Consider the following 14765-nt stretch of genomic DNA (forward strand, 5'->3'; position numbering starts at 1 on the left):
AACAACAGCATTCCGTTTATTCCAATTCGTTTAGCGTCTGCCAATTGCTCTCTTTTCGCTGGTTAACCCTGAGAGGCGCCAAAATTGTCAATTACCGATGATTGATGAGATTGAGAACGGTATTCAACGCGTATCGAATCCGGTCGTCTCGGGCCCGCCCCTTGCTGGATTCGCAGCCTTGGGCAAGCACGCAATACAACGAGGACTGCATGGGACCAGTCCACAAGGAGACCTCCGACAATGGCAACCAGAAACCCGCACGACAGTGACGACGAGTTGCAATGGCGGCCCGTCGGCACGCACATGACCGACAACCGGCGCGTGCTGGTCGTCGACGATTACGCCGATGCCGCCGACGCGCTGCAACTGCTGCTGTTTGCGAACGGCTTCGAATGCCGCGCGATGCATGGCGCCGAAGATGTCTGCGAACTCGCGTCCGAATGGCAGCCCTTCGCCGTCGTGCTCGACATCGCGATGCCCGGCGTCGATGGACTCGAACTCGCGCGCCGACTTCGCGCGAACCCATCCACCTCGCATATGCTGCTGATCGCGTGCACGGGCTACGCGTCGCATCACGACCGCGAACGGGCGCGCGAAGCGGGCTTCGACGCCCATTGCGCGAAGCCGCTCACACCGCAGCGTCTGCTCGAACTGTTGAAGCGGGCCACCTCCGACGACGCATAGCGCGCGTGTAATTCATACATACGCGGCCGCGCGGCACGACGGCATCCATACCCCAAAGGACTGATCGCGCCGTTCGCCAGCTCGCGTGCGGGGTCCGCAGCGGGGGCAGGCACACGAACTGCTGTCACATCGTCAGTCCTTGCCGCTCAAGGGTTTCACCCCGTCGGCGGCGACGGCGCAGCCCCAAGGGAGGAGCTCGCCGAAGGACCTTGCGCTGACAGACAGGAGAACGATGATGCATAGAAGAAAATTCATATTGAGCACCAGTGCCGCGCTCGCTGCGGGCGGCCTTGCCCTTTCAGGCTGCACGATGACGGGCACGCATTCCTCGACGAACGCGAGCAACGCGGATAAGCGCCGCGCGATCGATTCGAGTGTCGACGAAACGCTCTCGCGGCTCTACACGACGGCTCACGGTTCGCGCGAACTCGTGTCGAAAGCGCGTGGCGTGCTGGTGTTCCCGTCGGTCGTGCAGGCGGGATTCTGGATCGGCGGGCAATACGGCCAGGGGTCGCTGCGCGTCGGCGGGCAAACGGTGGGTTACTACAGCACCGCTGCAGGTTCGTTCGGCCTGCAGATCGGCGCACAGTCGAAGGGCGTGGTCTTCCTGTTCATGACGCAGGACGCGCTGGACCAGTTCCGCAACAGCAACGGCTGGTCGGTCGGCGGCGATGCGACCGTCGCGCTCGTAAAGGTAGGCGCGAACGGCAACATCGACACGACCACGGCAACGAAGCCTGTCCAGGCATTCGTGCTGACCAATGCCGGCCTGATGGCAGGCGTGTCGCTCGAAGGCGCGAAGATTTCGCGGCTCGATATCTAGTGCATTTGCGGGTTCGCGCGTGGAGCGTGCATATTCGCGCGCTTCATGCGTCGAGCATACTGGCGAGCCGCGAACGCGCGTGCCAATTTAAAGCGTCCATGTAAAACCCGCTGTTTGTTCCGGCGCGTTTTACATTCGCGCGCAAGCCCTCATTTGTTGCAGGCGCATTCACCAAGTTGACGCATTTCACCCTCTACAGTGCGTCATGCACGGCAGCAAAGCCGCGCGTAAAGATGTGAAGAAAGCTGTGCGCCGCACCACAGCGGCATCGCGCTGGCGCGTGCGTTTGGCACACCGCTTGCTGTTCATCGAAGCCGTCCGTCCTTCGCCTTTCGCCGACCCGATCCGCCTCGCGAATCGCGCCAGCCATTTGCGGCGGCTTTTCAAGCGTCTCCCCGATTACTCTTTCACCAGGAGTCATAACCTTGACGCTGAACGTCCTTCTCGTCGCCTCGGAGGCGATGCCGTTGGCGAAGTCCGGCGGTTTGGGCGATATGGTGAGTGCGTACGCCGCCGCGTTGCGCGATGCTGGCGTCGATTCGACCATTCTGTTGCCGGCGTATCCTTCAGCGCTGGAGCGCGCTGTCGGCGTCACGCCCATTTGCCGCATCAGCGGACTGCCGGGCGGCGACGCGCGTCTGTTGCGCGCGCACATGCCCGATACGGGCGTGCCCGTCCTTCTGCTGCAGATGGATCATCTGTTCAAGCGCGACAATCTCTATCAGGACGAACAGGGCCGCGACTATCTCGACAACGCGATCCGCTTCGCGTCGCTGTCCGCCGCGGCCACCCGTATCGCACGCGGCGTGCGCGGCGTGCAGAAACCCGACATCGTCCACGCGCACGACTGGCACACGGGTCTCACGCCGCTGCTGATGAAGCTCGCAGGTGTCGCGGCGAAAAGCGTGTTCACCGTGCACAACCTCGCGTTCCAGGGCAACTATCCGCTCGCGCTCGGCAGCTGGATGGGCGTGCCGCCCGAGCTGCTCGCGCCTGCACTGACTGACCCGCGCAGCATCGAGTTCTATGGCGCGCTCAGCATGATGAAGGCGGGTATCGTGCACGCGCATCAGGTCGTGACCGTCAGCGAGAACTACGCGCGCGAGATTCTCACGCCGCATTTCGGGCATCTGATGGAAGGCGTGCTGCAGGCGTGCTCGCACAAGCTGTCGGGCATCACCAACGGCATCGACATCGACACGTGGAATCCTGCTGCCGACCCGCTGATCGCGCGCGCGTACTGCGCCGACGACGTGCGCGGCAAGCAGGCCTGCAAGCGCGACCTGCAGCAGACCTTCGGCCTGAGCGTCGATCCTTTCGCGCCGATCGTCGCGATCGGCAGCCGCCTGACGTCGCAGAAGCTCGCCGACGTGGTGGTCGATGCGTTGCCCGTGATACTCGCGCGAGATCCGCGCCTTCAGGTCGCCATTCTCGGCAAGGGCGAAGCCTGGCTGGAAGCCGCGATGCGCGATCTCGCCGCTGCGTGGCCGCAGCGAGTCGGCGTGCACATCGGTTACGACGAGCAGCGCGCGCACATGCTGCATGCAGGCGCCGACCTGCTGCTGCACGCCAGCCGTTTCGAGCCATGCGGACTCACGCAGCTTTACGCGCTGCGTTACGGCACGATTCCCGTCGCCTCGCGCGTCGGCGGACTGCGCGATACGATCGTCGATTACACGCCGGAGCGTTCGCCCGAACTCGGCTTGCCCGAAGACGGCGCAACGGGTTTTCTGTTCGATGGCGAAACGGCCGACGATATCGCCGCGGCCTTGCAACGCGCGCTCGATGCCTTCATGCGGCCTTCGTCGTGGCACGCGTTGCAGCGCAATGCGATGCAAGGCGACTTTAGCTGGCGCAAGCCGGTGCAGGCTTACCTGAAACTGTATGGCAGATTGACGGATGCCCGTCCGGCACTACCGCGCGTCGATGTCGAACGTGTCGCGGCCGGCTCGGCGCAGCGTCGCGTGAATGTTGGCAGCGCGGTGGGCAATGCCGCGAACGCACCGGCGGCGTGGAGCAATGCGGCAGCATCGCAGGAGAGCGTGGCGCGCAGCGCGTGATATCAAAGCCAGATTACATAAAATGAAACGGACCTCTTCTGATGACGAGGTCCGTTTTTCTTCCTACTGCTGCTTCCTCTCAGGTCCGCCACTACGCCTTCAAAACCCTCGCTCTTCTCATTCGGTCAGCCGCTCTTCCAGACGCTGAAAGATCCGCTTCGTTTCGCCCTTCGCGTGCAACGCAAAGAGCAGCAACGAGCGCCCCGTCACCTGGTACACATCGCCCGATTCGAAATCGGGCAACTCGTCACGTTCTGGCGCATTCGTGTCGATCATGCAACTCCATTGATCGCTGCCCGGAATCTCCGGCAGCGTGAACTCGACCACGTCGTGATACGCATTGACGACCACCAGCAGCGTCGCATCCGAAGCCGGGCGCCGGATGCCACTCGCCTGCGCGCGCCCGTCTATCACGAGGCCGAAGCAGCGCATCGCGGTATCGGACCATTGTTCGTCCGTCAACTCGACGCCCGCCGGGCTCAGCCACTTCACGTCCTTGACGCCGATGTCCTCGCGCATCTCGCCCGTCAGAAAGCGATTGCGTCGCAGCACGGGCAACGCATGACGTAACGTGGTCAGCTTGCGCACGAACTCGGCGAGCGCGCGGCCGTCGTCGTCGATACCTTCCCAGTCGACCCAGCTGATCTCGTTGTCCTGGCAATACGCGTTGTTGTTGCCCTTCTGCGTGCGGCCGAATTCGTCACCGGCGAGCATCATCGGCGTGCCTTGCGAAAACAGCAGCGTTGCAAGCAGATTGCGCTTCTGCCGCTCGCGTAATGCGATCACGTCCGGATCGTCGGTCGGCCCTTCGACGTCGCAATTCCACGAGCGGTTGTCGCTATGGCCGTCGTTGTTGTCCTCGCCGTTCGCCTCGTTGTGACGCTCGTTGTACGACACGAGATCGTTCAGTGTGAAGCCATCGTGCGCAGTGATGAAGTTCACGCTCGCCCATGGGCGTCTGCCGCGCCGGTTGAAGAAGTCGCCCGAAGCCGTGAGGCGCGTCGCGAGATCGGCCGCACAGGCTTCGTCGCCCTTCCAGAACGAGCGCACGGTGTCGCGAAAGCGGTCGTTCCATTCGGCCCATCCCGGCGGGAAACCGCCCACCTGATAACCGCCCGGCCCGCAATCCCACGGCTCCGCAATCAGCTTCACGCTGGAGATGATAGGGTCTTGACGGCAGCTGTCGAGAAAGCCGCCACCTTCGTCGAAACCATACGGCTCGCGCCCGAGGATGGTCGCGAGATCGAAGCGGAAGCCGTCGACGTTCATCTCCGTCACCCAGTAGCGCAGGCTGTCCGTGACCATTTGCAGCACGCGTGGATGCGACAGGTTCAGCGTATTGCCCGTGCCCGTATCGTTGATGTAGTAGCGTTGTTCCTCAGGCATCAGCCGGTAGTACGACGCGTTGTCGATGCCGCGGAACGACAGCGTCGGTCCGCGCTCGTTGCCTTCCGCGGTGTGGTTGTACACGACGTCGAGGATCAGTTCGAGGCCGCCATCGTGCAGCCGGTCGATCATCTCCTTGAACTCGTCGATCGCGCCGGGGCCGCGTGCGAAGTAGCGCGGATCGGCCGCGAAAAAGCCGATCGTGTTGTACCCCCAATAGTTCGTCAGCCCCTTGTCGAGCAGATATTGATCGTTGACGAACGAGTGCACGGGAAGCAGTTCGATCGTCGTCGCGCCGATGCGCCGGATATGGTCGATCACGGCCTTTTGCGCGAGTCCGTCGAAGGTGCCGCGCATCGCCTCGGGCACACCCGGATGCAGCTTCGTATAACCGCGCACGTGCGTCTCGTAGACGATCGTACGGTCCCACGGCACGCGGATGCGCGTCGGATGCGTCCAGTTGAAGGTCTGGTCGACCACCTGGCACTTCGGCATGAAAGCCGCGCTGTCGCGTTCGTCGAACGTCAGGTCGTCTTCCGTTTCGAGCGTATAGCCGAACAGCGACGGATCCCAGCGCAATGATCCGACATGCGCCTTCGCGTACGGATCGAGCAGCAGCTTGTTCGAATTGAAGCGATGTCCCGCCTCGGGTTCATACGGACCATGCACGCGATAACCGTACACGGTGCCCGGCTTCAGACCTGCTATATGCACGTGCCACACTTCGTCGGTGTACTCGGGCAATTCGATGCGCTCGAGCTCCTTCTCTCCCTTCTCGTCGAAGAGACATAGCTCGACCTTCGTCGCATGCGCGGAAAACAACGCAAAGTTGACGCCTTTGCCGTCCCAGGTCGCGCCGAGCGGAAACGGCAAGCCCTCGGCAATGCGGGAATCGGTTGGCATGGTTGGGTTCCTCGGGCGAATGGGCTAGAACGGACCTGAATGACGAATGACGATATGCAGGCTGGCTATGCGGCGCAATGGCGTGCATGAAGAGCAATCCATGTGCCCGAAGAAAGTCCACCACTGCCGCGAATCGCCTGTCGCGCGCCAACCAGCCGAATGGAAAAACGGGACCCTGAAAAATCGGCAGCGCGATGCGCCTAAACTTACAACGGTGCGCCCGCTCACCTGGGAACTCGCCCGGTTTCCCGACCGGCCGTTCATGCGCGCCGCTTCCGAACGCACGATGCGCGCCACCTCACGATAACCCGCGCCACGTCTAGGGCAGACGCATCCGCGTGCGTGAACCGATGCACCAGCGGGAGCGCACAAACGCGTACCCCGTGCATCTTCGATACCGCTTCGATCGAATTGGCACGGGTCATGCGTGCCGCGTAATCAATTCACGATCACGATTCGCCTGCACCCGTTAGCCGGCTGCGCGAGCAGAAGTCTGCCTGTACACATGGAATCGAACGCCTTATCGGACAGCCGCCTCCCCACCATCCTGCTCATCGACGACGAGCCGGACCTTCTGATCGCGTGGGCTCTCCTGCTCGAACTGGAGGGCTTTCATGTGCTCACTGCTTTCGAGCCGCGCAAGGGCGTCGAACTCGCGCAACGTGTGCACCCCGCCCTCGTCATCACCGATCTGATGATGCCGGGCATGGACGGCGCCGAAGTGTGCCGCATGCTCAAGAGCGATCCCGGCCTCGACGGCATGCCCGTGATCCTGTGGAGCGCCTCGCCCGACATTCCCGGCGATCTCGATTGCGAGGCCACGTTGCACAAGCCCGTCGCGCGTGAAACCCTGCTCGGCCAGGTCGACCTGCTGCTGCGCCGGCCGCATGGCGGAGCCGGCCCGCTGCAAGGCGCGGGCGACGCGCCGCTGAACTGAACCCGAACCCACTGAAGCGGAATGAACGTCGCGCCAGGCGCTCAATGCGCCCTGCGCGCTCTGCGTGCGTGCGTCGGTGCCCGTGTCGCTTTCGATGGCCTGCGTGGCCGGGTTCCTGACCAGAAGACGATCGCTTCATCTCGATCCGCTTCAATCGCATCGTTCTGTACTCGCAATCAAGCATCCGCGAGCCACGCCGCAATCCGTTGCAGGTACAAGCGATCGTCACGCGGGCCTGGCGCGTCCATCGCAAGCGGCATCGCGGAATCGATCAGTGCATGACGGCTGCGCGTCGCGTCGCGCAGCGCGGCCAGCACATCGAGGAGACGACACGCAAGGTTCCAGTGCGGAATGAATGGACCGCTCATTCCAATGGCTGCGTGCGCAACGGAACGCATAGGGGACGAATGCGACGCAAGGACAAGATGCAAATGCAGGAGCCGGAATGAAACGGGCCGCGTCGCAACGCGGCCCTGCGGGCTTCGCCCGTCTGCTTATACGCTCCCTGCAATCGAACCGCCGGGCGGCGGCTCTATTCTGTGCGCCGCCTGATCAGTGATGATGCTTGCGGTCTTCGCGCGCAACGTCCTTCGCGGCCTCCTTCGCATCGCCATAAGACTTCTGCATTTCGCCGGCGCCTTGTTGCAGGTCGCCCTTCAGTTCCTGGCTACGGTTGCCCGTGGCCTTGCCGACCGCCTCGTTGACCTTGCCCTTCACCTTTTCGGCGGTGCCCTTCACTTGATCCTTGTTCATGGCTGACTCCGTCTGGTTACGCCGACGCACGGTTGCGTCAGTCGACGAGAATCGAGCATCCGCTGTGCCTGGCGCGTCTGGCTCCGGGTCGTCGAACGACAAGCCATCAACCCACTGCGGGCGCACGCGTCTCCAGCGTCCGCAACTGTCCGTCGAGCTTGCTCGCCCGCGTCCGTTGCGACGGCACCAGTTGCGCTGCCAGCACCGCATTGAGCCTGTTGCGCCAGTATGAAAGCGGAAAGCGGTGTTCCGCGGAGAGATGGCCGAGCACCCGCTCCAGATGCTGAAGCTCGCTTTCCAGCTGATAGTTGTCCATTGTGGTCCCCATTGTGTGTTGTTCCTGCCGGGAGATCGATGCGTTGGCGCGGGCGGCGTTCGACACAGCCGCGCATGCGCTGGCCGTTTACAGCACCCGCCGTACCTGAAAACCAATCCGCATCGCCCGACGGTCGACACACCGTCCGGACGTCACGCTAGACGTAAGGGCGCTCGCGCATCCATTTCGTCATGATCCATTTCTCGCCGCTCGTGACGGGCGCGCCGCCGTGCAGCGTCAACGGATCGAGCTGGCGGCGCCCGTTCATGTAGCGAAAGTAGATCGCGCCGCCCTGCCGCGCCATGACCGCGAGCCCCGCATCCGGAAAGACCGTTTCCCCGCCGCCCGCGACATCGCTCAGATAGACGATCAGCGTCGCGACGCGCTGACCGCCACGCGACGTATGCAGCACGCTGCCGTTCTGGCCGGGCGGAAAATAATCGAAGTGCGGGCGGTACTCGCCGCCCTTCGTGTAATGCAGAATCTGCAACCCCTCGCCGTGTTCGAGCGGCCAGTTCATCAAGGCCGAGATGCGGCGGTCCAGCCGTTCGATGAATGCGTCTTCGCAGCGCTGAAACCAGAAGCCTTCGCTGGTGCGCAGCTGGATCACGTCTTCGCGGCCGTTCTCGGGGTTGACGGTGGTCGAGCGCTTCAGGCGATGCCGCGCGCGCTCGATCAGCTCGTCGCATTCGTCGCGCGACAGCACGTCGTCGAATGCGATCACCTGTGGACGCTCGAAGCGCACGCGCACGGCCACGTCGCGGTCGTGCGCACGCACCGTGTTGCCCGCCGCGACGGGACAGGCGTCGTAGTCGTAAGCACGTGCCTCGTCTTGCGGCGTTTCGATGACGACGGCTTCCGCGCCCGTCTCCGACGCCGCGCGGCGCACGATCTCGCGTGCCGCATCCGTTTCGAAGCCCGCCTGCACCATCGCTTCGACCATCGATTCCGGCGTACATCCACGGCCCACGTTCGTCGTGAGCCATTCCTGCCATCCTGCATCCATTTCGCGCATCACACCCTCGCTGCCTGGTTGACGTGCCCCATTACGTCCTGCGTCGTGCCGCATTCACGCTGCGCTCTTACCACCTTTATGCCGATCGCGCCCGCCACGCGGCGAGTCCGCGTTTCGCCTGTTCGCGAATGGCGCCCTGCACGAAGGGCGTCCAGCCGAGCAGCGCGCCTTTCGCACCCAACGCCTGACTGGCCCAGCGCCACAGATCGAAACGGTCGCGGTGCTCGACGATCAGTCCGTCGCGGAACACGAAGCGCGCGTCGATCTGATTGACGACGGCTCTGCCCGTCTGGCTGAACACATAACTCGCGACCCAGTGCGCACTGCCGTGCTGGTCGTCGGCGGTGACATGACTGAAGGCGAGCGTGAACTCCTGCGCGCGCGACACCAGCATGCGCCACATGTCGCTGACTTCATTCCCGTGCAGTTCCGTGAACACGGGATCGCTGAACGTCACGTCGGGCGCGTAGCACGCGGCCATCGTCTCGACGTCGCGCCGCTGGAACGCCTCGTAGAATCGCTCGATCAATGCCGCATTGGGATGAGTCATGTCGGTCTTGTGTGCCCCGTTTTACTTGCCTTTCATGGCCGCCGTCATCACGTCCGATGCGACGGCCGCCATAGCGTCCGATTCCGCCGCGCATGCCGATACGTCAGCGCGATTCAGGCAAGGTACAACACGCGCACGCGGTCGCGCAATCGTTCAGTGATGTCGCCGTCTTACACGGCCTCGGGATCCGAGCGATGAATCGCGATGCCTTCCATCGGGTCCGGCTCGGCGCGCCAGGGCGCCCGTTCGATCATCCGCTGTGTGTCCGCATAACCCGCGTCCCAGCGGCGGCGGATGCCTTCCGCCGAAAAGTCGATGTCCTTGTGCAGATCGTCCTGCCCGAAGCTCGGCGCATCGAGTTCGATCACCTGCATCGTGGTGCCGCAGCCCCAGGTCAGCAGTTCCTTGACGGCTGCCGTATCGCGCTGGTCGTCGGGCAGATGCGTGCCCAGTTCGCGGATCACGTGCCGCAAGCGGTGAATCTGCCGCTGACGCTCCAGATGGCTCTCGGCGCGGCTCGAATACTGGATGTCGCGCTGTCGGCTCATCGCTTCGCGGATCGACGCCGGCTCGGCGCCATGCGCGGGCCACAACTGCACCGTGAAGATCACGGAGCTATGCCGCGGCCGGTCGTCGAGCACGGCTTCGAGCGGCGTATTCGAATAGATGCCGCCGTCCCAGTACGCTTCGCCGTCGATGCGCACGGACGGAAAGCCCGGCGGAAACGCCGCCGACGCCATCACGTGCCCGACGTCGAGCGACTCGTCGCGATTGGTGAAATAACGCATCTGCCCGCTGCCCACGCCGACCGTGCCGACCGTGAGGCGCGTCTCCTTGCCGTTCAGATAGTCGAAGTCGATTAGCGAAGCAAGCGTCTCGCGCAACGGCTCCGTGTGATAGAACGCGGCCTGCTCGATGCCGACGGGCGTATGCAGTGCGAGCCATGCGTGGGCACGCGGCGTGAAGAACGCGGGCAAGCCTTGCGACATGATCGACAGGTTGCGCAGCCATGCCTCGTAGCCTGGAATCCATGCAGCCCACGCGCTCGCCAGATACGCGGGCACCCCCAGTGCGGTGCACGCGGGCGCGCAGGCGGCGAGCCAGTTCGGCGCGTGATGGCCTGTCCATGTCACGCGCTCCCAGAACGTGCGCAGACGGTTCATCCGGTCGGCGGGCCGGTTGCCCGCGATGATCGCCCCGTTGATCGCGCCGATCGACGTGCCGATCACCCAGTCCGGTTCGATTCCGGCATCGTGCAGCGCTTCGAATACGCCGGCCTGATAGGCACCCAGCGCCCCGCCGCCTTGCAGCACGAGCACCACCTGGGCATCGATGTCGGGATGCGCGGCGGCCCAGCGCGAGCCTTCCGGCGCAACTGTCTTGCGAGCCCGCGTGGATCCACGCGAGGCCTGCGCGGAATGCGCGGCAGCATGCACGGCAGCTTTCTTGACCATCGTGCTTCTCCGTTGAGAATCGAAGCGTTCGACTCAAGGTCTGCGGCCCAGACTCAGGCGAGCCCTCAAGGGCAACGCCAGCCGCAAGCAGTCACACGATAGCGCACCTTTATTTCGCGCGCACTTCAGGGCGCGCGCGCCGATCGCCGCGCCGCAACAGAAGCGGCTGACACGGCGCCGTCACCTGCGCCTGCTGCGTCCTCACTTCGCAATGCGCAGAATGGCGGACGCGAGCTGGGCATAGCACGGTTTGATGTCGTTGATCGTCGCCGCGTAGCAATACACGCCGACGGGCTGCTTCGCGTCGAAGCAGCGGCTCGGACCATCTGCGACGTTGGCGATGCACTTCAGGATGTCCTGGCCGACCTCGCCGCTGCCCGCACCCGTCTTCGTCAGCAGCGACGGACCATAGCCGAGCGCGAACACGTAGATCCCTTCCGCGCGCGCCTTGGCAGCCATCATCTCCATCAGGTTGCGCGACGCGTTGTTCACGTTCGCGTACTTGATCAGCATGTTGCTCAGCTTCGAACTGGACGAGGCGACGTTCGGCATGCTGCTGGTCACGGTACGCGTCAGCGTCCCCGCGATGGGAGACGCCGGCGTGATCGGCAGCGTCGAGCTGGCGTCGGATGCGGCGTGCACGTCATACGTGGCGGGCATGCTGGTCACGTTGTCGGCGTAGTTGTCATGACAGCTGCTCTGCTGGTTCTGCACGCTCATGCTGTTGAACGCGCCTGGATTGTTGGACGTGGACGACGACGTCGGCGGGCTGTCGCCGGACACGATCGTGTAGCCGCCCGTCGCGCAGGTCGTCGTCGAGCCCTTGGTGAAGTTCGCTGCAAAGCTGTTGGGCGCGCCGTCCGAAAAGAACACGATCACGCGCAGACTGGACGGCTGCGTGATCACGTGATCGAGCTGGTATTTCGCGTTCCAGATGGCATCCACGGAAGCCGTGTTGCCGCCGAAGCTGTAGCCGTTGATCTTCGTGGTCATCGTCGTGCGGTCGAAGCCGCGGCTCTGGTCGCTCTTGAACGGCACGTCGACCACGGTGCCCGTCGCGAAGTGCATCAGCGACACGCGGTCGGTCGACGTGTTGAAGTTGTTCAGGAAGCCCGTCGACCCTGACCGCACCGCCGCCTGCGTCGTCGAATCGCTCATCGAACTCGTCACGTCGATCACGAACGACAGATCCAGATCGCGCCGGATCGCCTGACCCGAGGTCGCGACATTGAGCACCTTGAAACCCTGGATCTGCATCAACGTCAAGGGCACGGATGCCTGCGCGGCGAGATCGATCGTCACCGTGCCCTTGTCGATCTTGATCGACGGCGCGCTGAGCGACGCGGTCGAGCCGAGGAAGCCCGCTGGATAGTTCGCCGCGAAGAACGCATTCGCGGCAGTGGTTGCGTTGGTGATCTGCTCGTCCTGGCTCGCGCCGCGCGTAACGGCCTGGCCGGCAGCGATCAGCGCGCCGTCGACGGCGGAATCCAGTCGCGCCTTGATCATGTAGCCGAGCCCCGCATCGATCGCGAGGCCGGCAATGCCGAGCAGCGCCACCAGCGACACCACGACGAGGATGCTCACCGAGCCCCGCTGGCGCGTGGGCGTACGCCTCGTTCTTCTGCAAGTTTTCATCGCTTTCCCCGTACCCGGCGCTGCATCGGCGCCGACGCTTCAGAACACGCTCATCGAATAGAGATCGGGCGACAGCGCGGGCGTCGTGACGCCGTTGCCCAGATCGATCGCGCCGACCAGCGGCGTCTGCACATAGAACGCTTCGACGGCATAGGCGATCTGGCCATCGGAGAGCTTGCCCTTGAGCAGCGCGACCGGCTGCGGCGGCGTCTTGCCGCCGAGGCCGTTGCACGCACCGCTGCCGTCCGTCGCCCATGAGGTGCCCGCCGTCGAGCAGTTCCAGATCTTGCTGGCCGCGCCGCCATCGCCGCCGCCCGTCCATTTCCATTGCGCGACGACCGTTCCCGTGCAGCCGTTGCCCTTCGCATCGCACCCCGTCGAGCCCATGATCTGCGTGATGTAGATCATGCCCTTCCCGCTCATGCTGAGCGGCGGCGTGGTGGCCGCGAGCGACGACATGATCGTCTGCATCGGATAGGTGGCTGCCGCGCGCGACGCGAGGTTCGCGCCTTCGCGGCTGACGTTGATGAGGATCATCTGCGCCTGCACGTTGCGCGCGATGTCGTAGAGCGGCAGCGCGACACCGAGCAGCAGCGGCAACAGCAACGCGAACTCGACGCTGACGATGCCGCGCGTCTTGTGGCGCCTCGTGAGCCGTGGTCTCGTCTTCATGTCAGAAGCCCTCGTTGCGCATGGTCGCGGCGACGCTGAAGTTGAAGAAGCCGCCGGGAAAGAACGAGCGGATCATCGGCGTAATCATCGGCCATGCGCAGTTGACCTGCAGCACGACGATGTCGCCGGGATTGCCGAACATGTTCGACTGGTAGCTCGTGTCGCTCGCATAGCTCTGCGTCTTGCCGCTGTTGACGGTGATCGCGTAGCTCGGATTGACGAGGGGATACAGGCCCATCGACTGATCCCTGATTTCCTGGATCACGGCCAGGTAGCGCTGCGGGTTCGACTGGTTCGGATCGAGCCCTGCCTGACCCGTCACGGCATAGCGCGCGCCCTCGCGCACCGCGTATTGCATCGTCAGGTTCACCCACAGCGCGATGCCGAGATCCATCACCATGCACAACAGAAAGAACAGCACGGGCGCCACGAGCGCGAATTCAAGGGTCGCGACGCCGCCCTGGCGCCCGCCGCGCCTTCGTATGCGTGGCAGCACGCGTGGATGATCACCTGTGGTTTTCATCGTGTTCGCTCCCCGTAGACCGTTCAGTGCATGCCGCTCATGGTCGGCAGCAGCTCATGTACGACGCGCATCGCGGCAGGCCCGATCAGCACGATGATCAGCGTCGGGAAGATGCAGAACATCAGCGGAAAGAGCAGCTTCAGCGCGATCTTCGCCGCCTGCTCCTCGGCGCGCAGACGGCGCCTCGTGCGCAGCGCGTCGATGAACACCCGCAGCGAATCGCCGACGCTCGTGCCGAAACGGTCCGCCTGAATCAGCATCGACGTGAGCGTGTCGATGTCTTCGACGCCCGTGCGCAGCGCCAGATTGCGCAGCGCCTTGTCGCGCCCCGAGCCCGCGCGCAGTTCGAGCAGCACGAGTTCGAGTTCGTCCTTGAGTGCGTGGCTCTTCACGCCGATCTCTTCGGCGACGCGCTGCATCGCCGAGTCCAGCCCCAGTCCCGCTTCGACGCACACGGTCATCAGGTCGAGCGCGTCGGGCAGGTCTTCGAAGATCGTGCGCTTGCGCGACTCGACGAGACGGCTCAGCACCACGTTCGGCAGATAGAAGCCAAGCGCGGCCGACCCAAGCGTCGCCATCAGCAGGAACTTCTGCGCGTCCTCACCGGCCAGCAGCGTGATGCCGACCAGCGCGAATGCGGGCAGCGCGAGGGCGAGCAGCGTTTTCGCGGCGAAGTAGATCGCGGGCGCGCTGTCGCTGCGCAGCCCCGCATTCGCGAAACGGCGCCGCAACACCGACTTGTCCCAGTCGTCCTTCGGCAGCGACAGCCGCGCGACGTGATGCGACACCTTCGCGACCGTTTCCATCCACGCGGGACTTTCGTCGTCCGCGGCACCCGGCGCGCCGTCCATGCCTGCCATGCCCGCCGAAGACGACGCCGCGATACCGTCGATACGGCGCTTCAGCGGATCGGGACGAAGCAGCGACATCGCCTTCCACGCCGCGCCGAACACGATCGCGAACATCGCGGCCAGCACGAGAATCTGTTGGGTTTCCATGATTTCCCCGTTTATTGCGTTGCCTGTGTTGTTTTCGTCGATCCGGTTTCGCGCTT

General features: G+C 64.0%; 16 protein-coding genes. 5 read left to right on the top strand and 11 right to left on the bottom strand.

The genetic code is table 11. The annotated features are described in order from the left end of the window. Positions 1-240 precede the first annotated feature (240 nt). The 3 genes from G3N95_RS29540 (at position 241) to glgA (ending at position 3567) form a co-directional block, all read left to right on the top strand. Positions 241-684 (top strand): response regulator, encoded by a 444-nt coding sequence (locus tag G3N95_RS29540; protein WP_205973632.1) that lies wholly within the window; start codon positions 241-243, stop codon positions 682-684. 235 nt (positions 685-919) lie between these two features. After that, positions 920-1507 (top strand): YSC84-related protein, encoded by a 588-nt coding sequence (locus G3N95_RS29545; protein ID WP_205973665.1) that lies wholly within the window; start codon positions 920-922, stop codon positions 1505-1507. A gap of 425 nt (positions 1508-1932) precedes the next feature. Continuing rightward, positions 1933-3567, top strand: coding sequence for a glycogen synthase GlgA (gene glgA, locus G3N95_RS29550; RefSeq protein ID WP_205973633.1), 1635 nt, complete (start codon positions 1933-1935; stop codon positions 3565-3567). Positions 3568-3684: 117 nt separating this feature from the next. Here the strand turns inward: glgA and glgX are convergent, their stop codons facing one another. After that, positions 3685-5856 carry a glycogen debranching protein GlgX gene (gene glgX, locus G3N95_RS29555; RefSeq protein ID WP_205973634.1) on the bottom strand — a complete coding sequence of 724 codons (2172 nt, stop codon included), beginning with the start codon at positions 5854-5856 and terminating at the stop codon, positions 3685-3687. A gap of 67 nt (positions 5857-5923) precedes the next feature. On the opposite strand from glgX, the gene G3N95_RS29560 reads away from it, so the two are divergent. Continuing rightward, a complete protein-coding gene (locus tag G3N95_RS29560) occupies positions 5924-6163 on the top strand; it encodes a hypothetical protein (RefSeq protein ID WP_205973635.1) in 240 nt (79 codons plus the stop codon). Between the two features lie 198 nt (positions 6164-6361). Beyond that, the gene (locus tag G3N95_RS29565; protein WP_205973636.1) at positions 6362-6793 is read left to right on the top strand and encodes a response regulator; all 432 of its coding nucleotides are present in this window, start codon (positions 6362-6364) and stop codon (positions 6791-6793) included. A 176-nt stretch (positions 6794-6969) separates the two neighbouring features. On the opposite strand, the gene G3N95_RS29570 is transcribed toward G3N95_RS29565, so the two are convergent. The 10 genes from G3N95_RS29570 to G3N95_RS29615 all read right to left on the bottom strand — a co-directional run bounded on the left by G3N95_RS29570 (position 6970) and on the right by G3N95_RS29615 (position 14709). Then, positions 6970-7161 (bottom strand): hypothetical protein, encoded by a 192-nt coding sequence (locus G3N95_RS29570; protein WP_241019025.1) that lies wholly within the window; start codon positions 7159-7161, stop codon positions 6970-6972. Positions 7162-7345: 184 nt separating this feature from the next. Next, the gene (locus G3N95_RS29575; RefSeq protein WP_205973637.1) at positions 7346-7546 is read right to left on the bottom strand and encodes a CsbD family protein; all 201 of its coding nucleotides are present in this window, start codon (positions 7544-7546) and stop codon (positions 7346-7348) included. Positions 7547-7652: 106 nt separating this feature from the next. Then, positions 7653-7862 carry a hypothetical protein gene (locus G3N95_RS29580; RefSeq protein ID WP_205973666.1) on the bottom strand — a complete coding sequence of 70 codons (210 nt, stop codon included), beginning with the start codon at positions 7860-7862 and terminating at the stop codon, positions 7653-7655. Between the two features lie 157 nt (positions 7863-8019). Next, positions 8020-8877, bottom strand: a complete 858-nt coding sequence (locus G3N95_RS29585; protein WP_205973638.1) for a 2OG-Fe(II) oxygenase — start codon at positions 8875-8877, stop codon at positions 8020-8022. Positions 8878-8953: 76 nt separating this feature from the next. Next, positions 8954-9427, bottom strand: coding sequence for a nuclear transport factor 2 family protein (locus G3N95_RS29590; protein ID WP_205973639.1), 474 nt, complete (start codon positions 9425-9427; stop codon positions 8954-8956). A gap of 170 nt (positions 9428-9597) precedes the next feature. Continuing rightward, entirely contained in the window at positions 9598-10881 is a 1284-nt protein-coding gene (locus G3N95_RS29595; protein WP_205973640.1) for a patatin-like phospholipase family protein, read from the bottom strand. Positions 10882-11082: 201 nt separating this feature from the next. After that, the gene (locus G3N95_RS29600) at positions 11083-12465 is read right to left on the bottom strand and encodes a vWA domain-containing protein (protein WP_346778422.1); all 1383 of its coding nucleotides are present in this window, start codon (positions 12463-12465) and stop codon (positions 11083-11085) included. 90 nt (positions 12466-12555) lie between these two features. Then, positions 12556-13188 (bottom strand): TadE/TadG family type IV pilus assembly protein, encoded by a 633-nt coding sequence (locus G3N95_RS29605; RefSeq protein WP_205973642.1) that lies wholly within the window; start codon positions 13186-13188, stop codon positions 12556-12558. A gap of 1 nt (position 13189) precedes the next feature. Continuing rightward, on the bottom strand, positions 13190-13711 hold the full coding sequence (locus G3N95_RS29610) for a TadE/TadG family type IV pilus assembly protein (protein ID WP_205973643.1): 522 nt from the start codon (positions 13709-13711) through the stop codon (positions 13190-13192). Between the two features lie 23 nt (positions 13712-13734). Continuing rightward, a complete protein-coding gene (locus G3N95_RS29615) occupies positions 13735-14709 on the bottom strand; it encodes a type II secretion system F family protein (protein WP_205973644.1) in 975 nt (324 codons plus the stop codon). Between the last annotated feature and the right edge of the window lie 56 nt (positions 14710-14765).

Source organism: Paraburkholderia sp. Tr-20389 (genome assembly GCF_017104565.1).
Lineage (GTDB): Bacteria > Pseudomonadota > Gammaproteobacteria > Burkholderiales > Burkholderiaceae > Paraburkholderia.

Bases quoted from the DNA above. Each gene is read 5' to 3' on its own strand.
- G3N95_RS29540 (WP_205973632.1), top strand. From the start codon at position 241: ATGGCAACCAGAAACCCGCACGACAGTGACGACGAGTTGCAATGGCGG.
- G3N95_RS29545 (WP_205973665.1), top strand. From the start codon at position 920: ATGCATAGAAGAAAATTCATATTGAGCACCAGTGCCGCGCTCGCTGCG.
- glgX (WP_205973634.1), bottom strand. From the start codon at position 5,856: ATGCCAACCGATTCCCGCATTGCCGAGGGCTTGCCGTTTCCGCTCGGC.
- G3N95_RS29560 (WP_205973635.1), top strand. From the start codon at position 5,924: ATGCGGCGCAATGGCGTGCATGAAGAGCAATCCATGTGCCCGAAGAAA.
- G3N95_RS29565 (WP_205973636.1), top strand. From the start codon at position 6,362: ATGGAATCGAACGCCTTATCGGACAGCCGCCTCCCCACCATCCTGCTC.
- G3N95_RS29570 (WP_241019025.1), bottom strand. From the start codon at position 7,161: ATGAGCGGTCCATTCATTCCGCACTGGAACCTTGCGTGTCGTCTCCTC.
- G3N95_RS29575 (WP_205973637.1), bottom strand. From the start codon at position 7,546: ATGAACAAGGATCAAGTGAAGGGCACCGCCGAAAAGGTGAAGGGCAAG.
- G3N95_RS29580 (WP_205973666.1), bottom strand. From the start codon at position 7,862: ATGGACAACTATCAGCTGGAAAGCGAGCTTCAGCATCTGGAGCGGGTG.
- G3N95_RS29585 (WP_205973638.1), bottom strand. From the start codon at position 8,877: ATGCGCGAAATGGATGCAGGATGGCAGGAATGGCTCACGACGAACGTG.
- G3N95_RS29590 (WP_205973639.1), bottom strand. From the start codon at position 9,427: ATGACTCATCCCAATGCGGCATTGATCGAGCGATTCTACGAGGCGTTC.
- G3N95_RS29595 (WP_205973640.1), bottom strand. From the start codon at position 10,881: ATGGTCAAGAAAGCTGCCGTGCATGCTGCCGCGCATTCCGCGCAGGCC.
- G3N95_RS29605 (WP_205973642.1), bottom strand. From the start codon at position 13,188: ATGAAGACGAGACCACGGCTCACGAGGCGCCACAAGACGCGCGGCATC.
- G3N95_RS29610 (WP_205973643.1), bottom strand. From the start codon at position 13,711: ATGAAAACCACAGGTGATCATCCACGCGTGCTGCCACGCATACGAAGG.
- G3N95_RS29615 (WP_205973644.1), bottom strand. From the start codon at position 14,709: ATGGAAACCCAACAGATTCTCGTGCTGGCCGCGATGTTCGCGATCGTG.